This is a genomic window from Pseudomonas vancouverensis, assembly GCF_004348895.1.
GTDB lineage: Bacteria > Pseudomonadota > Gammaproteobacteria > Pseudomonadales > Pseudomonadaceae > Aquipseudomonas > Aquipseudomonas vancouverensis.
Window position 1 is genome coordinate 439,591 of record NZ_RRZK01000002.1, and the last position, 16,201, is coordinate 455,791.

The 16,201-nt window shown below is 58.0% G+C and carries 19 protein-coding genes; 12 read left to right on the forward strand and 7 right to left on the reverse strand.

Translation table 11 applies throughout. The annotated features are described in order from the left end of the window. Positions 1-101 precede the first annotated feature (101 nt). From EIY72_RS02285 to EIY72_RS02315, 7 genes are all read left to right on the forward strand, one after another. Complete coding sequence (locus EIY72_RS02285) at positions 102-671, forward strand: electron transport complex protein RnfA (protein ID WP_093226452.1); 570 nt, start codon at positions 102-104, stop codon at positions 669-671. Continuing rightward, a complete protein-coding gene (rsxB, locus tag EIY72_RS02290; protein ID WP_093226455.1) occupies positions 668-1,687 on the forward strand; it encodes an electron transport complex subunit RsxB in 1,020 nt (339 codons plus the stop codon). The genes EIY72_RS02285 and rsxB overlap by 4 nt, the downstream gene beginning before the upstream one ends. Continuing rightward, the gene (locus EIY72_RS02295) at positions 1,674-2,660 is read left to right on the forward strand and encodes an RnfABCDGE type electron transport complex subunit D (protein WP_093226458.1); all 987 of its coding nucleotides are present in this window, start codon (positions 1,674-1,676) and stop codon (positions 2,658-2,660) included. Before rsxB ends, EIY72_RS02295 begins: the two co-directional genes overlap by 14 nt. After that, entirely contained in the window at positions 2,657-3,268 is a 612-nt protein-coding gene (locus EIY72_RS02300) for an RnfABCDGE type electron transport complex subunit G (protein ID WP_093226461.1), read from the forward strand. Before EIY72_RS02295 ends, EIY72_RS02300 begins: the two co-directional genes overlap by 4 nt. Further along, positions 3,261-3,845: an Rnf-Nqr domain containing protein gene (locus tag EIY72_RS02305; protein ID WP_093226464.1), complete on the forward strand. Its 585-nt coding sequence runs from the start codon at positions 3,261-3,263 to the stop codon at positions 3,843-3,845. The genes EIY72_RS02300 and EIY72_RS02305 overlap by 8 nt, the downstream gene beginning before the upstream one ends. A 25-nt stretch (positions 3,846-3,870) precedes the next feature. Continuing rightward, the gene (gene nth, locus EIY72_RS02310; protein ID WP_093226467.1) at positions 3,871-4,509 is read left to right on the forward strand and encodes an endonuclease III; all 639 of its coding nucleotides are present in this window, start codon (positions 3,871-3,873) and stop codon (positions 4,507-4,509) included. A 106-nt stretch (positions 4,510-4,615) separates the two neighbouring features. Next, on the forward strand, positions 4,616-4,795 hold the full coding sequence (locus tag EIY72_RS02315) for a PA3496 family putative envelope integrity protein (protein WP_093226470.1): 180 nt from the start codon (positions 4,616-4,618) through the stop codon (positions 4,793-4,795). 81 nt (positions 4,796-4,876) lie between these two features. On the opposite strand, the gene EIY72_RS02320 is transcribed toward EIY72_RS02315, so the two are convergent. Next, positions 4,877-5,503 (reverse strand): response regulator transcription factor, encoded by a 627-nt coding sequence (locus tag EIY72_RS02320; protein ID WP_093226473.1) that lies wholly within the window; start codon positions 5,501-5,503, stop codon positions 4,877-4,879. Positions 5,504-6,027: 524 nt separating this feature from the next. On the opposite strand from EIY72_RS02320, the gene EIY72_RS02325 reads away from it, so the two are divergent. Further along, positions 6,028-6,633 (forward strand): hypothetical protein, encoded by a 606-nt coding sequence (locus EIY72_RS02325; protein ID WP_093226477.1) that lies wholly within the window; start codon positions 6,028-6,030, stop codon positions 6,631-6,633. A gap of 113 nt (positions 6,634-6,746) precedes the next feature. Here EIY72_RS02325 and EIY72_RS02330 read toward each other — a convergent pair whose 3' ends face one another. Beyond that, positions 6,747-7,964 carry an argininosuccinate synthase gene (locus EIY72_RS02330; RefSeq protein ID WP_093226480.1) on the reverse strand — a complete coding sequence of 406 codons (1,218 nt, stop codon included), beginning with the start codon at positions 7,962-7,964 and terminating at the stop codon, positions 6,747-6,749. 129 nt (positions 7,965-8,093) lie between these two features. Beyond that, positions 8,094-8,999 carry a flagellar protein MotY gene (locus EIY72_RS02335; protein ID WP_093226483.1) on the reverse strand — a complete coding sequence of 302 codons (906 nt, stop codon included), beginning with the start codon at positions 8,997-8,999 and terminating at the stop codon, positions 8,094-8,096. Positions 9,000-9,158: 159 nt separating this feature from the next. On the opposite strand from EIY72_RS02335, the gene pyrC reads away from it, so the two are divergent. Continuing rightward, positions 9,159-10,205, forward strand: coding sequence for a dihydroorotase (gene pyrC / locus EIY72_RS02340; protein ID WP_093226486.1), 1,047 nt, complete (start codon positions 9,159-9,161; stop codon positions 10,203-10,205). Then, positions 10,202-10,879 (forward strand): ribonuclease T, encoded by a 678-nt coding sequence (rnt, locus tag EIY72_RS02345; RefSeq protein WP_093226489.1) that lies wholly within the window; start codon positions 10,202-10,204, stop codon positions 10,877-10,879. The genes pyrC and rnt overlap by 4 nt, the downstream gene beginning before the upstream one ends. Positions 10,880-11,068: 189 nt before the next feature. Here rnt and EIY72_RS02355 read toward each other — a convergent pair whose 3' ends face one another. Beyond that, on the reverse strand, positions 11,069-11,671 hold the full coding sequence (locus tag EIY72_RS02355) for a peroxiredoxin (protein ID WP_093226492.1): 603 nt from the start codon (positions 11,669-11,671) through the stop codon (positions 11,069-11,071). A gap of 303 nt (positions 11,672-11,974) precedes the next feature. Between EIY72_RS02355 and EIY72_RS02360 the strand changes: the two genes are divergently transcribed. Both EIY72_RS02360 and bfr read left to right on the forward strand, forming a co-directional pair. After that, positions 11,975-12,193 (forward strand): bacterioferritin-associated ferredoxin, encoded by a 219-nt coding sequence (locus tag EIY72_RS02360; RefSeq protein ID WP_093226494.1) that lies wholly within the window; start codon positions 11,975-11,977, stop codon positions 12,191-12,193. A 198-nt stretch (positions 12,194-12,391) separates the two neighbouring features. Further along, positions 12,392-12,868: a bacterioferritin gene (bfr, locus tag EIY72_RS02365; RefSeq protein ID WP_093226498.1), complete on the forward strand. Its 477-nt coding sequence runs from the start codon at positions 12,392-12,394 to the stop codon at positions 12,866-12,868. 127 nt (positions 12,869-12,995) lie between these two features. Here bfr and grxD read toward each other — a convergent pair whose 3' ends face one another. From grxD to EIY72_RS02380, 3 genes are all read right to left on the reverse strand, one after another. Further along, positions 12,996-13,337, reverse strand: a complete 342-nt coding sequence (gene grxD, locus EIY72_RS02370) for a Grx4 family monothiol glutaredoxin (protein WP_007938922.1) — start codon at positions 13,335-13,337, stop codon at positions 12,996-12,998. A gap of 97 nt (positions 13,338-13,434) precedes the next feature. After that, on the reverse strand, positions 13,435-15,543 hold the full coding sequence (locus tag EIY72_RS02375; protein ID WP_093226501.1) for a molybdopterin oxidoreductase family protein: 2,109 nt from the start codon (positions 15,541-15,543) through the stop codon (positions 13,435-13,437). 134 nt (positions 15,544-15,677) lie between these two features. Next, positions 15,678-15,968 carry a hypothetical protein gene (locus EIY72_RS02380; RefSeq protein ID WP_093226504.1) on the reverse strand — a complete coding sequence of 97 codons (291 nt, stop codon included), beginning with the start codon at positions 15,966-15,968 and terminating at the stop codon, positions 15,678-15,680. Positions 15,969-16,201: the final 233 nt, after the last annotated feature.

Consider the following 16,201-nt stretch of genomic DNA (forward strand, 5'->3'; position numbering starts at 1 on the left):
GGGATTTTCATTTCTGGCCCACTCCTCGCCATTGCCGGATAATGCCTAAGCTTTTCTGAACCTCTTCTGCAGGCGAACATACCTGCATCATCGGCACGACCATGACTGAAATCCTGCTCACGCTCTTCAGCGCCGCCCTGATCAACAATGTCGTGTTGCACTGGCCACTGGGCGTCGATCCACTGCTGGGCAGCGAGCGCCGTCAAGTGCATGCCCTGGGCATCGCTACCACGTGCCTGACGCTGCTGGTGGGTGGGTGTGGCTACGGGATCTTCCAATGGGTTCTGCTGCCGCTGGACGTGACGGCCCTAAGCCTGTTTGTGTTCCTGCCGTTGAGCGTGTTGCTGATCAAACCGTTGCTGAAATTGCTGACCAGGGTATTTCCAACACTGTCGTTCGACGGTCTCTGGCCGCTGTTGCTGGGCAATGCGGGCGTACTCGGCGTGGCACTGCTCAATGCTCAAGAGGACAAAGGCCTCTTTCACGCCATCGCCATGAGCCTCGGTGCCGGGCTGGGTTTCTGGCTGGTGCTGAGCCTGTTCAGCGACCTGCGCCAACGCACCGTCGATAACGATGTTCCCCTGCCATTTCGCGGCTTGCCGATCGATCTGATCGGCGCCGGCCTGATTGCAGTGGCTTTTCTCGGATTCAGTGGACTGATCAAAACATGAGTCTGATTCAACGCATCGATGCCCTCCTGCCGCAGACCCAATGTGGCAAATGTGGCCACCCCGGATGCAAACCGTACGCAGAAGGTATCGCCCAAGGCGAACCGATCAACAAATGCCCGCCGGGCGGCAATGAAACCATCGCGGCCCTGGCCGAACTGCTGAAAGTGCCCGTACTGGAACTGGACATCAGTCGCGGCTCGGCGCCCGCGCAGATTGCCTACATTCGCGAGGCCGAATGCATCGGCTGCACCAAATGCATCCAGGCTTGCCCGGTGGATGCCATTGTCGGCGCGGCAAAACTGATGCACACGGTGATCATCGACGAATGCACCGGCTGTGATCTGTGCGTGGCGCCGTGCCCCGTGGACTGCATTGAAATGCATCCTTTACCGCTCGATAGCGTGCTGCCCGTCGTCGGCGGACTGGCTTTCACCGCCGAGGCGCAGCAGGCCCGGACCACCAAACGCAATCATGCACGGCGTCGTTTTGAATCTCGCAATGCACGCCTGCTGCGCGAGGAGCAACAAAAACAGGCCGAACGCCTGGCCCGCCAACAGCGTGCGGCGCAACCTGCCGAATCGGTGCTCGACCCTGTGCAAGCCGCCCTCGAACGTGTGCGCGCACAGAAGCTTGCCAATGCCGATGCAGCCTTGAAAAAAGCCAAGATCGACGTAGCGATGAGCCGTGCGCAGTTGCATAAATCGCTAAAGGCCTTCGGCCATCCGCCGACCTTCGAACAGCAATCGCAACTGATCGTTCTGCAGCAACAATATGAAGCGGCCGAACAAACGCTGGCGCAACTGGAAAGCTCCACCCCGCCCGCTCCTGCGCCCAAGCCATCGGTGGCCGCACCCGCAGCGGACGCTGATTTGAAACGAGCGAAGATTCAGCTGGCGATGCGCCGTGCCGAACTGAAGAAGGCCCAGGCCAGCGACGCTCCTGCAGAACAGATTGAAACCCTGGAGCGCGCGGTCAGCGAAGCCGAGCGCCTGGTGGATGCCCATGCCGCCCCTTGAACCGGTTGATGATCGCCTGCAGCAAGCCATGAAGTGGGTGCTGCTGGCGCTTCTGCCCGGCGTGTTCGTCGCCTTCTGGTTTTACGGCTGGGGCGTACTGATCAACCTGATACTGACGGCACTGTCGGCACTGGCGGCTGAAGCAGCCGTTTTGCAGTTGCGCAGACGGCCGCTGATGCCGACCTTGAGTGACGGCAGTGCGCTGGTCAGTGCCACGTTGCTGGCCCTGGCGCTGCCGGCGTACTGTCCCTGGTGGTTGCCGATCAGCGCTGCCGCGTCCGCCATGCTGTTTGGCAAGCACCTGTACGGTGGCGTAGGCAACAACCCGTTCAACCCGGCCATGCTCGGCTTCGCTCTGGTGATGGTGACCTTTCCACAACCCATGACCCATTGGCCTTCGCCCCATGGCGTGGATTTGCTCAGTGGTTTGCAGCAAGTGTTCGGTTTCGGCAAGCTCCCGGATGCCTGGGCACAGGCCACGGCGCTGGACAGCCTGCGGATCAACAAAAGCCTGACCATGGATGAATTGTTTGCCAGTAACCCGGCGTTCGGACACTTCGGCGGCCGCGGTGCGGAATGGCTCAACCTGGCGTTCCTCGCCGGTGGCGCCCTGTTACTGCACCGACGGGTGATCAGTTGGCACGCACCGCTCGGCATGCTCGCCAGCCTGTTCATCATCAGCCTGCTGTGCTGGAACGGCTCGGGCTCCGACTCACACGGTTCGCCGGTGTTTCATCTGCTCACCGGCGCGACCCTGCTGGGAGCGTTTTTCATCATCACCGAGCCAGTGTCCGGTGCTAAAAGCCCGGGCGCCCGGTTGTTGTTCGGTGCGGGGGTCGGCGTCCTGACCTATCTGATACGCACCTGGGGCGGATACCCCGATGGTTTGGCCTTTGCCGTCCTGCTGATGAACTTATGCGTACCGGCCCTGGAGCGCTTCATCCTGGCCAGACAGAACCGGACGGTCCCATGAACCGTGCAGCAAGCACAGCGATCGTCGCACTACTGGCCATCGTCGGGATTGGCGCTACGTATCTGCTACAGCGCAGCAGCGCGCCGCATTTTGCGGCCGAGCAACGCCTGATCGACAGTCGTCAGTACCTGGATGTTCTCCCGCCAGAACGCTACGACAATCAGCCGCTTGAACAGCCTCTTCCCCTTGAAAACAGTAAACTGGCAAACAGCACGTTGCTCACCGCTTACCTGGCAACCAAAGCCGGACATCCTGCCGCCGTGCTACTGCGCAGCCAGACAACTGGCTACGCCGGCCCTCTTGAGCTGTTGATTGCCATCGACGTCAACGGCCGACTGCTGGGCGTCAAAACGCTTAAGCAAACGGAAACACCCGGGCTCGGGGCTCGCATCGCCGACTGGCCGAACACCTGGCTGCAGGCATTTTCCGGCAAGTCCCGGAACGAACCCGATGACAGCGGCTGGGCGCTAAAGAAGGATCAGGGACAGTTCGATCAGATTGCCGGCGCAACGATCACCTCGAGAGCAGTGATCAACGCCGTACATGACGCATTGCGTTACTTCGACGAACACCGCCAACAACTGTTTGGGAGTTCAACCGGTGAGTAGATCATTCACGCTCCTCAACTCACTGATGTTGACACCACTGCTGGGCGCCACGGGTTCGCTGGTGACGGCCCTGGGACTTTGGCTGATGTTCACCGTGGTAACCTGCGCCTTTGGTCTGTGCATGGGCTTTTTACGCTCGCGATTGGCACCTGCCACTCATCTGTTGGCAGCCATCTTCATCGCGGCAACACTGACCAGTTGCGTGCAACTCCTGCTTCAGGCCTGGTCATTGCCATGGCAGCAACAGCTGGGGATCTATGCCGCATTGATTGCCTTGCAATGCCTCGTGCTTGAACACGGCGGTTTCTTTCAAACCACCTGGCCCGAGCGCCTACGCCTGACCGGCGTGTTGGGTGCCTTGATGATGACACTGGGCGTGCTGCGCGAAATCATTGGCGGCGGCACACTGGGCAGCCACCTGACCTGGCTGTTCGCTAACGCGTCACCCGATTGGCACGGTTGGATACTGTTGACGGACGGCGGCTTGCGCCTGGTGACGCTGCTCCCAGGCGGGTTCATTCTGCTGGGGCTGTTGATTGCTGCCTGGCAGGCCTGGCGTTCAACACCTTCACATTGATTGCATCCGAGGAAAGACCTCTTACATGAATGCTGCAAAACGCCTGGAAATTTTCCGCAGACTGCACGAAGACAATCCGGAACCGAAAACCGAACTGGCCTATTCCTCTCCGTTCGAATTACTGATTGCCGTGATTCTCTCGGCGCAATCGACCGACGTCGGCGTCAACAAGGCCACGGCAAAACTATTTCCGGTGGCCAATACCCCAGCCGCTATTCATGCCTTGGGCGTCGAAGGGTTGTCGGAATACATCAAGACCATCGGCCTGTACAACAGCAAAGCCAAAAACGTGATCGAGACGTGCCGCCTGCTCGTCGAACGGCACGGCGGGGAAGTGCCGCAAACCCGTGAGGAACTGGAAGCCTTGCCCGGCGTTGGCCGCAAAACGGCCAACGTCGTGCTCAACACCGCTTTCCGCCAATTGACCATGGCGGTGGACACGCACATTTTCCGTGTCAGCAACCGTACCGGTATCGCACCGGGCAAGAATGTGGTGGAGGTTGAGCAAAAGCTGATGAAGTTCGTGCCCAAGCAGTATCTGCTCGACTCCCATCATTGGTTGATCCTGCACGGGCGTTACGTATGCCTGGCCCGCAAGCCCCGCTGCGGAAGCTGTCGGATCGAGGATTTGTGCGAATACAAGCTCAAAACATCCGACGATTGAGCCGCTATTGGATTTCGGGATCAGCCGATTGAAAAAATCTTTTTTACCCGCCGGGCGATTGTCGATATAAGGAGCGCCAAAGGCCTTCTTAGCCTGGAGTAGCTAAATGAGTACTGGCAAAGAGCAATTGGACGTAGAGGACGACTTCATCGCCGCTGAAACCGACGACGCTGAACCGGTGGCTGAAGTAGCAAAGACCAACCTGAGCAAACGCCGAACCATCGACAATTTGCTGGAGGAGCGCCGACTGCAAAAGCAATTGGCCGATTACGATTTTGACTTATGACCATTAAAAGCCTCCCTGACCGGAGGCTTTTTTATTACCTGCTCGCCTTCGCCAGGCGTTTCGTGCCTTGAACCTGCGGCATTACTGCAGCCCATTACGCTGAGCCAACTCGATCAGGTCAACCAGCGAGCGTGCGTTGAGTTTTAGCAACAATCGAGTCTTATAGGTGCTGACGGTCTTGTTGCTGAGAAACATACCATCGGCTATTTCCTTGTTGGTCTTGCCTCTGGCCAACTGCTGCAAAACCATCATTTCGCGTCCGGACAACCTGTCCACCATATCCGCTTCACTGGCGTTACCCAGACTTGCACGTACGGTGTGCAATGCCTGATTGGGGAAATAACTGTAGCCTGACTGCACCGCCTTTATTGCACTGAGCAACTCCGTCAGATCCTGCTGCTTGCACACATAACCGGCAGCACCTGACTGCATGCAACGCATGGAAAAATGACCTGGCGCCTGTGATGTCAGAATTAATACTTTTATTGGCATTGCCGTCGATGAAAGACGCGCAATTACTTCCAACCCGTCAAGTTTCGGTATCCCGATATCCAGAATGATAATGTCCGGTTCAAGTTCACGAGCCAGTTGCAACGCATCCACGCCATTATCGGTTTCTGCGATGACTTCGTAGCCATGACGTTCCATCAGCATACGCACCGCAAGACGAATGACAGGATGATCATCGACGATCAGCACTTTGTTCATGGGCAAGTCCAATTTTCGCTGTTCGAATTTTTAGAGCCCGCACAATAGCCTAGTCGTTTCACCCATTGCATGCTGCCACTCCCGGCCATCCTCACCAAGAGACATTCCCTACAACCATCACAGATTATTCTTACAAAAAAGCCTTGCTCCCTCCCCGAAAAAAACGCCATTCGAAATTAAACTCCGCACCTTCAAACATTTTTTTGTATCAATTCACATCAAGAAAAATACGAACACGCACACTAAGCCACACTACCGAATCCAACTTATCCACATACACAATTAAAAAGTAACGGATAATTTCTCAATCAACATTCATACCAGAAACATCACAAGCCACTTATTCACTCGCCCATACAGGGAAGATTCAACATTGAATAATTATGATATCAGGCAACAATAAACCGCATCGCCACAAGAACGAGAGTAAGCACAAACGGGACAAAACATATTACCCTGTCTCACTCCAGCCCTCCCTTCCCTGATTCAACATTGAGAAAGCCGAATTCATATGAGTAAAAAATATGACCCTACGCCAAAGAAGAATCACCAACCCAATGACCATCATTGCGATATTCGCGACTCTGTCTGAAGCGTCGGCCGCTGTTTCGCTACCCTTTCTCAATGACGATGAAAGAGACCTCTATGTCTGGTTTCTGATCAGCTTTCCCTTTTATCTGTTGTTGCTTTTCTTCGCCACGCTCAACTTCAACTATCGCTCACTTTATGCACCTTCCGATTTCAGGCAGGAAGAGCATTTCATGAATATCAGGGAGCAATCAGACCGCGCGCCCGCCAATGCGCAGGCACCACCACTCGAGGCCGCGCCTAATACCGCATGCGTCGCCGCTCACGTTGCTCAGCTGCCATTGGCGGCAAAAGACCTGCACATCATTGATGCGTGCGCGACAAGCGAGAAAAAGGATATTGCAGGGCTTCTGGGAAAAATCGGTAAACCACAGGAAAAAGCTGTGCACGTGGTGGTGTTTGTCACCAGTGCCGAATCAGACGCCTTATTGAAGGCAGATGTGCTCAAGCATTTGAAGCGGACCAGGAAACGCCATGCAATGTTCTGTCTCGCCTACAACTTGAATTCCCACAGACTGAGTGTTCTCGAGCATGTCGAGTAACCCGTCAAAGGAAGGAAAGTGCAACATCCCGGTGTCATGTCACACCGAGCATTCTTCAGATCCGTGGCCTCGTCGATGACGAGACCACGGATTCGATTACAGGCTCAGAGGGCTCAGAACAGCTTGCGGCCCTTGTTGGCTGCAATGCGCATGCGCAGCGCATTGAGCTTGATGAAACCTGCCGCGTCCGCCTGGTTGTAAGCGCCGCCATCTTCTTCGAAGGTGGCAATGTTGGCGTCGAACAGCGAGTCGTCAGACTTGCGACCGGTAACGATCACGTTGCCCTTGTACAGCTTCAGGCGCACCACACCGTTCACGTTCACCTGGGAAGCATCGATCATCTGCTGCAGCATCAGACGCTCAGGGCTCCACCAGTAACCGGTGTAGATCAGGCTGGCGTATTTAGGCATCAGCTCGTCTTTGAGGTGAGCCACTTCACGGTCCAGGGTGATCGATTCGATCGCACGGTGCGCGCGCAGCATGATGGTGCCGCCTGGAGTTTCGTAGCAGCCACGGGACTTCATGCCCACGTAACGGTTCTCGACGATGTCGAGACGGCCGATACCGTGTTCACCACCGATACGGTTCAGGGTCGCGAGCACAGTGGCCGGAGTCATTTCGACGCCGTCCAGGGCCACGATGTCGCCGTTGCGGTAGGTCAGTTCCAGGTACTGCGGCTTGTCCGGCGCGTTTTCCGGGGAAACGGTCCAGCGCCACATGTCTTCTTCGTGCTCGGTCCAGGTGTCTTCCAGCACGCCGCCTTCATAGGAGATGTGCAGCAGGTTGGCATCCATCGAGTACGGGGATTTCTTCTTGCCGTGGCGCTCGATCGGGATCGCGTGCTTCTCGGCGTAGTCCATCAGCTTCTCGCGGGACAGCAGGTCCCACTCGCGCCATGGTGCAATCACTTTCACACCTGGCTTCAAGGCGTAGGCGCCCAGTTCGAAACGAACCTGGTCGTTACCCTTGCCTGTGGCGCCGTGGGAAATGGCGTCAGCGCCGGTTTCGTTGGCGATTTCGATCAGGCGTTTGGCGATCAACGGACGAGCGATGGAAGTACCCAGCAGGTACTCGCCTTCGTAAACGGTGTTGGCGCGGAACATCGGGAAAACGAAATCGCGCACGAACTCTTCGCGCAAGTCGTCGATGTAGATCTCTTTGACGCCCATGGCCTGAGCCTTGGCGCGTGCAGGTTCGACCTCTTCGCCCTGACCCAGGTCAGCGGTAAAGGTCACCACTTCACAGTTATAAGTATCCTGCAGCCACTTGAGGATCACCGAAGTGTCCAGGCCGCCGGAATACGCCAGAACGACCTTGTTTACGTCCGCCATGCCATCACTCCACGGGGTTCTACGGAAAGCCGAGAAGTCTACCGCTCATGCAGGATAATTTACAGTGGCGCGACAGCTTATGACGACGAAGCGACAGATTATGTCGAGAGCGCGACGATGACCCGCAGGTCAGGAAGTTGCCGTGACACCGGGTTTCGTTGCCTGAGGCGCGACCTGTTCCGCAGGGGCTCCGCGTTCCAGGCGCACCGCCACACGACGGTTCTTGGCGCGGTTGGCATTGTTGGTATTGGGCGCCAACGGGTAACGCTCGCCATGGAAACGCAGGGTGATCTGCGACTCCTGGATGCCATTGGCCTTGAAGAAGTCCATCACCGCCAGCGCCCGGCGCCGCGACAGCTCGCGGTTGGTCAAGCGATTGCCGCTGTTGTCGGAGTGGCCATCCAGCTCGATGTGATTGACCGTCGGATCGGCCTTCATGTACTCAAGCATCACCTGCAGCCGGGCCTTTGCCGCTGCATCCAGATCGATGCCACCGCCAGGGAAGCCGACCTCGGACTGTTTCACCTGATCAAAATTCTGTGGCAACAACTTGGCCACACAGCTTTGGTAATCGCTAAACGCCTTGTTGAATTTAACCGGTAGCAAACGCACCTCAGACACCCGGCCATCGCTCGAGGCACGGCGTATTACCGGGCTGCGTCCATCCATCAGGCCGCTGATCAGGCGTCCGGCCTGAACCTGCGAGCTGTTGAACAAGACATCGCCACTGCCGATTCTCACCGTCCCCAGGTTGATGTCTTCACGCCCCGGCTGCCAGGGTGCCGCTGCTGCCAACAGGGTCGCCGAACCGCCACCCAGCATCGGGTTGTAGGTTTTCAGACGAAACGTGGCTTGCTCGCCGGCGCGACGCACGAACTCGCCCGCACCGAAATCGGTGATCGGTTGAGTCAGACGACATTCGAACTTGTCCCCTTCGACCGTCCACTCAATGTTCTCCAGACGGGTCTGGAAGGTGAGCGCCATCGCGGGAAGGCTGGCAAACACACTGAGCAAGGCTAAATAACGCTGGCGCACAGGAGGCTCCACTGGCTTCTACAACAAAAAGACCGACACACAGATGTTTACGGCATACCTGTTGGATATCGGAAGCTTCCCGCAAAACTTGATAGCGAGTGCCTGCAAGAGTCTTTTCCGGTAGCATTCCCCTGAGTTTGACCCGCCTGGAATCCCCTCATGTCCGACCGCCTGACCCTGCTGCGTCCCGACGACTGGCACATTCATCTTCGCGATGGTGCCGTGTTGCCCAATACCGTCGCGGATGTCGCGCGCACCTTTGGCCGCGCCATCATCATGCCCAACCTGGTACCACCGGTGCGCAACGCGGCCGAAGCCGACGGCTATCGCCAGCGGATTCTCGCTGCCCGCCCGGCCGGCAGCACCTTCGAACCGTTGATGGTGCTGTACCTCACCGACCGTACCCAGCCTGAAGAAATCCGCGCGGCCAAGGCCACCGGTTTCGTGCACGCCGCCAAGCTGTACCCGGCCGGCGCGACCACCAACTCGGATTCTGGCGTCACCAGCATCGACAAGATTTTCCCCGCTATCGAGGCCATGGCCGAAGTCGGCATGCCGTTGTTGATCCACGGTGAAGTCACCCGTGGCGATGTCGACGTGTTCGACCGCGAGAAAATCTTCATCGACGAGCACATGCGTCGTGTGGTCGAGCGTTTCCCGACGCTCAAAGTGGTGTTCGAACACATCACCACCGCCGACGCCGTGCAGTTCGTCAACTCGGCCCCGGCCAACGTGGGCGCGACCATCACCGCGCATCACCTGCTGTATAACCGCAACCACATGCTGGTGGGCGGGATTCGGCCGCACTTCTACTGCCTGCCGATCCTCAAGCGCAATACGCACCAGGAAGCCCTGCTCGACGCCGCCACCGGTGGCAGCGCGAAATTCTTCCTCGGAACCGATTCGGCGCCGCACGCCCAGCACGCCAAAGAAGCGGCGTGCGGTTGTGCCGGCTGCTACACCGCTTATGCGGCCATCGAGATGTACGCCGAGGCTTTCGAACAGCGCAATGCGCTGGACAAGCTCGAAGCCTTCGCCAGCCTCAACGGCCCGCGGTTCTACGGCCTGCCGGCCAATACCGATCGCATCACCCTGGTTCGCGAAGAATGGACCGCCCCCACCAGCCTGCCGTTTGGCGAGCTGACCGTTATCCCGCTGCGCGCCGGTGAAAAACTGCGCTGGCGCCTGCTGGAGGAACACGCGTGAGTGAAGACCATTTCGACGACGAACAGGAAGGCCAGGGCGGCTCAGGCGGCTCGCGCCATCCCATGGCGGCGCGGTTCCGTGGTTACCTGCCGGTTGTCGTCGACGTAGAAACCGGTGGCTTCAACTCGGCCACCGACGCCCTGCTGGAAATCGCCGCGACCACCATCGCGATGGATGAGAAGGGTTTCGTCTACCCGGATCACACCTACTTCTTCCGGGTCGAACCCTTTGAAGGCGCCAACATCGAAGCGGCGGCCCTGGAGTTCACCGGCATCAAGCTCGATCACCCACTGCGCATGGCGGTGAGTGAGGAAACGGCACTGAACGACATTTTCCGTGGCGTGCGCAAGGCCTTGAAGGCCAACGGCTGCAAGCGGGCGATTCTGGTCGGGCACAACAGCAGCTTCGACTTGGGCTTCCTCAACGCTGCGGTGGCGCGTCTGGACATGAAGCGCAACCCGTTCCATCCGTTCTCCAGCTTCGACACCGCCACACTGGCTGGCCTGGCCTACGGTCAAACCGTGCTGGCCAAGGCGTGTCAGGCTGCCGACATCGATTTCGACGGTCGTGAGGCTCATTCGGCCCGTTACGACACCGAAAAGACGGCGGAACTGTTCTGCGGCATCGTCAATCGCTGGAAACAAATGGGCGGCTGGGAAGATTTCGACGATTGATTTAATGCTGTCCTGTGGCGAGGGAGCTTGCTCCCGTTGAACTGCGCAGCAGTTCCATTTGGGGCCGCTTCGCTGCCCAGCGGGAGCAAGCTCCCTCGCCACAAGTCACCGCCAACAGCACTGGCTGTCGTCGCGCATAAAAAAAACCGGCCTCGATGGCCGGTTTTTTTTGTACCTGAAGCAGGTGCCTTACAGAGCAGCAGCGTGCTCGGTCAGGTAAGCCGCAACGCCTTCTGGCGAAGCGTTCATGCCTTTGTCGCCTTTTTTCCAGTTGGCAGGGCAAACTTCGCCGTGCTCTTCGTGGAATTGCAGGGCGTCAACCAGACGCAGCAGCTCTTCCATGTTACGGCCCAGTGGCAGGTCGTTGATGATCTGCGAACGGACAACGCCTTTGTTGTCGATCAGGAACGCGCCACGGAAAGCAACGCCGTCAGCGGACTGAACGTCGTAGGCCTTCATGATTTCCTGCTTGATGTCAGCAGCCATGGTGTAGCGAACTTCGCCGATGCCGCCGTTGTTCACCGGGGTGTTGCGCCATGCGTTGTGGGTGAAGTGCGAGTCGATCGACACAGCGACCACTTCAACGTTGCGAGCCTTGAACTCGGACATGCGGTTGTCCAGAGCGATCAGCTCGGACGGGCATACGAAGGTGAAGTCCAGTGGGTAGAAGAACACCAGGCCGTATTTGCCTTTGATGGCCGAGGACAGGGTGAAGCTGTCAACGATCTCGCCATTGCCGAGAACGGCCGGTACGGTGAAGTCAGGGGCTTGTTTGCCTACGAGTACGCTCATTGGATATCTCCTGGTGTATTAGCGTGAGTAACAAGGTTCGCGTCAGCCTGCCACCCTCAAGCGACAGCCCTGTGACACGAACCCCTGTCGCAAAAGACCGGCCATCATACACCGCGTGTCGGACCTGGCTTAGCTGTTTTTTCCCGGCCCGATAAAATCCATCATTACATTGCGCGTTGCGACCAACCGTTCGTCAGGCGCTCGCCCTTATGACGAGAAGTGCTCAGAAACCACTTTGACAATCATTCTCGTTAACATTAAGATCCATCGCAATTGAGTCACAATCAGCGACGGTCTTCCCCTATGTATGTTTGCCTTTGCACTGGCGTCACCGACGGTCAAATCCGCGATGCAATCTATGAAGGATGCTGCAGCTACAAGGAAGTCCGCCAGGCCACCGGCGTTGCCAGCCAATGCGGCAAATGTGCCTGCCTTGCCAAGGAAGTGGTCCGCGAAACGCTGACCAAACTGCAAACCGCCCAGGCAGCGATTCCTTATCCAGCAGAATTTACCGCCGCTTAAAAATCGAATTTCAAAGAACCGGACGCATGTCCGGTTTTTTTATGCCTGAAAATCAACTAGTTAAGCTTCAGACGCGGAACACAAACATTCTTATTCCGATTAATTTTCACTTAAGTTTCAATAACTTAGGTTTGACACTATTAAATACGCGGCTCAAACTCTGTTCTATTGACAGCTAATACAGGGCAGGACCCCATCATGAAAGGCGACGTTACAGTCATCCAGCATCTCAACAAGATCCTTGCCAATGAACTGGTCGCGATCAATCAATACTTCCTGCATGCGCGCATGTATGAAGATTGGGGTCTGAACAAGCTCGGCAAGCACGAGTACCACGAATCCATCGACGAGATGAAGCACGCGGACAAGCTGATCAAGCGCATCCTGTTCCTTGAAGGCCTGCCGAACGTCCAGGACTTGGGCAAGCTGCATATTGGTGAGCACACCAAAGAAATGCTCGAGTGCGACCTGCGCATCGAGAAAACCGGCCACGCCGATCTGAAAGTGGCCATTGCCCACTGCGAAAAAGTCGGCGACTTCGGTAGCCGTGAACTGCTTGAAGATATTCTTGAATCCGAAGAAGAACATATCGACTGGCTGGAAACCCAATTGGGCCTGATCGACAAGATCGGTCTCGAGAACTACCTGCAATCGCAGATGGGCGACGACGAGTAAGTTCTTCGTCCCTAATCTCGATGCAATAAAAAGCCCCGCGCTCTTTCGAAGAGGCGGGGCTTTTTTATGCGTCGATTTCAGGCTCACCCTGAAACGACTGCGGGAGCGGGCTCCCACATAAAGCGGATCAGGCTTCGGTCTTGGCAGCAGCAGCCTTGGCAGCAGCGTCCTTGATCAGCGCTTGCAGCGAACCGTCAGCACTCATTTCGGTCATGATGTCGCTACCGCCGACCAGCTCACCGGCCACCCACAGTTGCGGGAAGGTTGGCCAGTTGGCGTATTTAGGCAGGTTGGCGCGGATTTCCGGGTTCTGCAGGATGTCCACGTACGCAAACTTTTCGCCACATGCCATCACGGCCTGCGCGGCTTTCGCAGAGAAGCCACACTGCGGGGCATTCGGCGAGCCTTTCATGTAAAGCAGAATGGTGTTGTTGGCAATCTGCTCTTTAATCGTTTCGATGATATCCATGGAGCACCTCGGCTGAACTTTCCGACTCATGGGTCGGCACGGTGGCGCATTGTAACGGAAAGCCGAGCGCCCTGCTCGGTCTCTCCGTCAGACCGATTCAAGCGGCGGCAACCGTCACGGGTACGCCATTGAGCGCAGCATTACCCGACAACTCGTCGAGCTGCAACTCATCGGTCAGGTCATTGGCGCTGGAGCCCGGCTGGCTGCTGGCGATCGCCATCTGTACACCCGGCCGCGCATGGCCCCAACCGTGGGGCAGGCTGACCACGCCTTTCATCATGTCCGCAGTACCAAGTACCTCGACTTCAATCTCACCCACCCGTGAGCTGACGCGAACTCGCTGCCCATCGCTGAGCCCGCGACTGGCCAGATCATCCGGGTGCATCAGCAACTGGTGGCGCGGCTTGCCTTTGACCAGGCGATGATAATTGTGCATCCATGAGTTATTACTGCGTACGTGGCGCCGTCCGATCATCAACAACTCATCGGCGGCTGGCGCCTGCAGCGCGGCAAAGCGCGCCAGGTCGGCGAGGATTTCCGCGGGAGCTGCCTGTACGTGCTGATTGGCGGTTTTCAGGCGCTGCGCCAGGTTGGGCTTGAGCGCGCCCAGGTCGACGCCATGAGGGTGATCGAACAAAGTGGCCAGCGACAACTTCTGCTCCGCCGCATCGCCATACAGGCCCATGCGCAACCCGCGATCGATCATTTGCGCCGGCGGGATCGTCGGTTTTAATTCCTTGCCGGTGTGCGCGGCAAAGGCCTGGGCCAGACCGACGAAGATCTCCCAGTCATGCAATGCGCCTTCGGGCTTGGCGAGGATCGCGCGATTGAAGCGGCTGACGTTGCGCACCGCAAACAGGTTGAAGGTGGTGTCGTAATGATCGTTTTCCAGGGCCGAGGTCGACGGCAGTATCAGGTCGGCGTAGCGCGTGGTTTCATTGATATAGAGGTCGACACTGACCATGAACTCCAACCCGTCCAGCGCCTGTTCGAGCTTTCGCCCGTTGGGTGTGGACAACACCGGGTTGCCCGCCACGGTAATCAGCGCGCGGACCTGCCCTTCTCCCTCGGTGAGCATCTCTTCGGCCAACGCAGACACCGGCAACTCGCCGGCATATTCCGGGCGCCCGGACACCCGGCTTTGCCACAGGTTGAAATGGCCGCCCGAGGTCGTAGCCACCAGATCCACCGCCGGCTCCGTGCACAAGGCACCGCCTACGCGATCGAGATTGCCGGTGACCAGATTGATCAATTGCACCACCCAGTGGCACAGCGTCCCGAAGGCCTGGGTCGACACGCCCATGCGGCCATAACAAACGGCCGAGGGCGCAGCGGCGAAGTCGCGGGCCAATTGGCGGATCTGCTCCGCCGGAACAGCACACAACGGGCTCATGGCCTCGGCAGTAAAGGGGGCAACGGCCTCGCGCACGTCGGCGAGACCGTCCACCGGCAAATGACTGTCGCGGGTCAGGCCTTCGGCAAACAAGGTATTGAGCAGGCCAAACAGCAGTGCCGCATCGCCACCAGGGCGGACAAACAGGTGTTGATCGGCTATCGCCGCCGTTTCACTGCGACGCGGGTCGACCACCACCACTTTGCCGCCCCGGGCCTGGATCGCCTTCAGGCGCTTCTCGACATCCGGTACGGTCATGATGCTGCCATTGGAGGCCAGCGGGTTGCCGCCGAGGATCAACATGAAATCGGTGTGATCGATGTCCGGGATCGGCAACAACAGGCCATGGCCGTACATCAGGTGACTGGTGAGGTGATGCGGCAACTGGTCGACCGAGGTGGCGGAAAAGCGGTTGCGGGTTTTCAACAGGCCCAGGAAGTAGTTGCTGTGGGTCATCAGGCCATAGTTGTGCACGCTGGGATTGCCCTGATACACCGCCACGGCGTTTTGCCCGTGCTGCGCCTGAATCGCCGCCATTCGTTCGGCAACCAGCTCGAACGCCGCTTGCCACTCGATGGGCTGCCATTCATTGCCGATCCTGCGCATCGGCTGGCGCAGGCGATCAGGGTCGTTCTGGATGTCTTGCAGGGCCACGGCCTTGGGGCAGATATGCCCACGGCTGAACGTATCCAGCGGGTCACCCTTGATCGAGGTGATCTGCACCTGGCCGCCTTCGACCTCGGTGGTTTCGATGGTCAGGCCGCAGATGGCTTCGCATAAATGGCACGCACGGTGATGGAGAGTCTTGGTCATGGCCAGTCTCTGTCTTGTTATGAGCGGGCAACGTTGGCCGCGGAAACAAAACTATGGCGCCGGAGCCGTCGCCACGCCAGCGACGTTCGTCCTGTGAATCGGCGCCCATCAGGCGCGCCGATGACCACCGTCAGTCAGTTCGAAGGCAACCTGGGTGGTACCTGCTGCTGGATTTCCTGAAGGTTTTCAAAGGAACCGTTAGTGACATCCACCCCCGTCAGCTCGGCGATCAGGCGCCAATGCTCGTCCAGCCCGCTGCTGATGGTCGCCATGCGGTCGATCATATGGCGGCCGGCGGCCCGGGTGATGTCATCCTCGCTGCGCAGCAACTCGAAAGACATGGTGGTCATGGAGGCCGTGAGGTGGGTCAGCGAGCGTGCGGTCAGGCCCAGCAGTTCCAGCAGTAGCTGTTCTTTCGATTCCATCGGGGAGGCTTCCTGCGTCGCTCGAGATTTATTTATAACCCAGCACTTTGCATTCGCAAATATTTCAGCCTGGCGACAGACGGAACAAGCGGTCAAAAACCGACTTATAGCGCCGTGCCTGCGCCCTGCTCGATTGCCAAGCCCCAAGGGGCCAGTGTACAAATGACCCGCTGCTGTCAGTCAACAGGCTTCAAAAGTGCTACCGCGATACCGCTGTAGCCCCTCTGAAACTC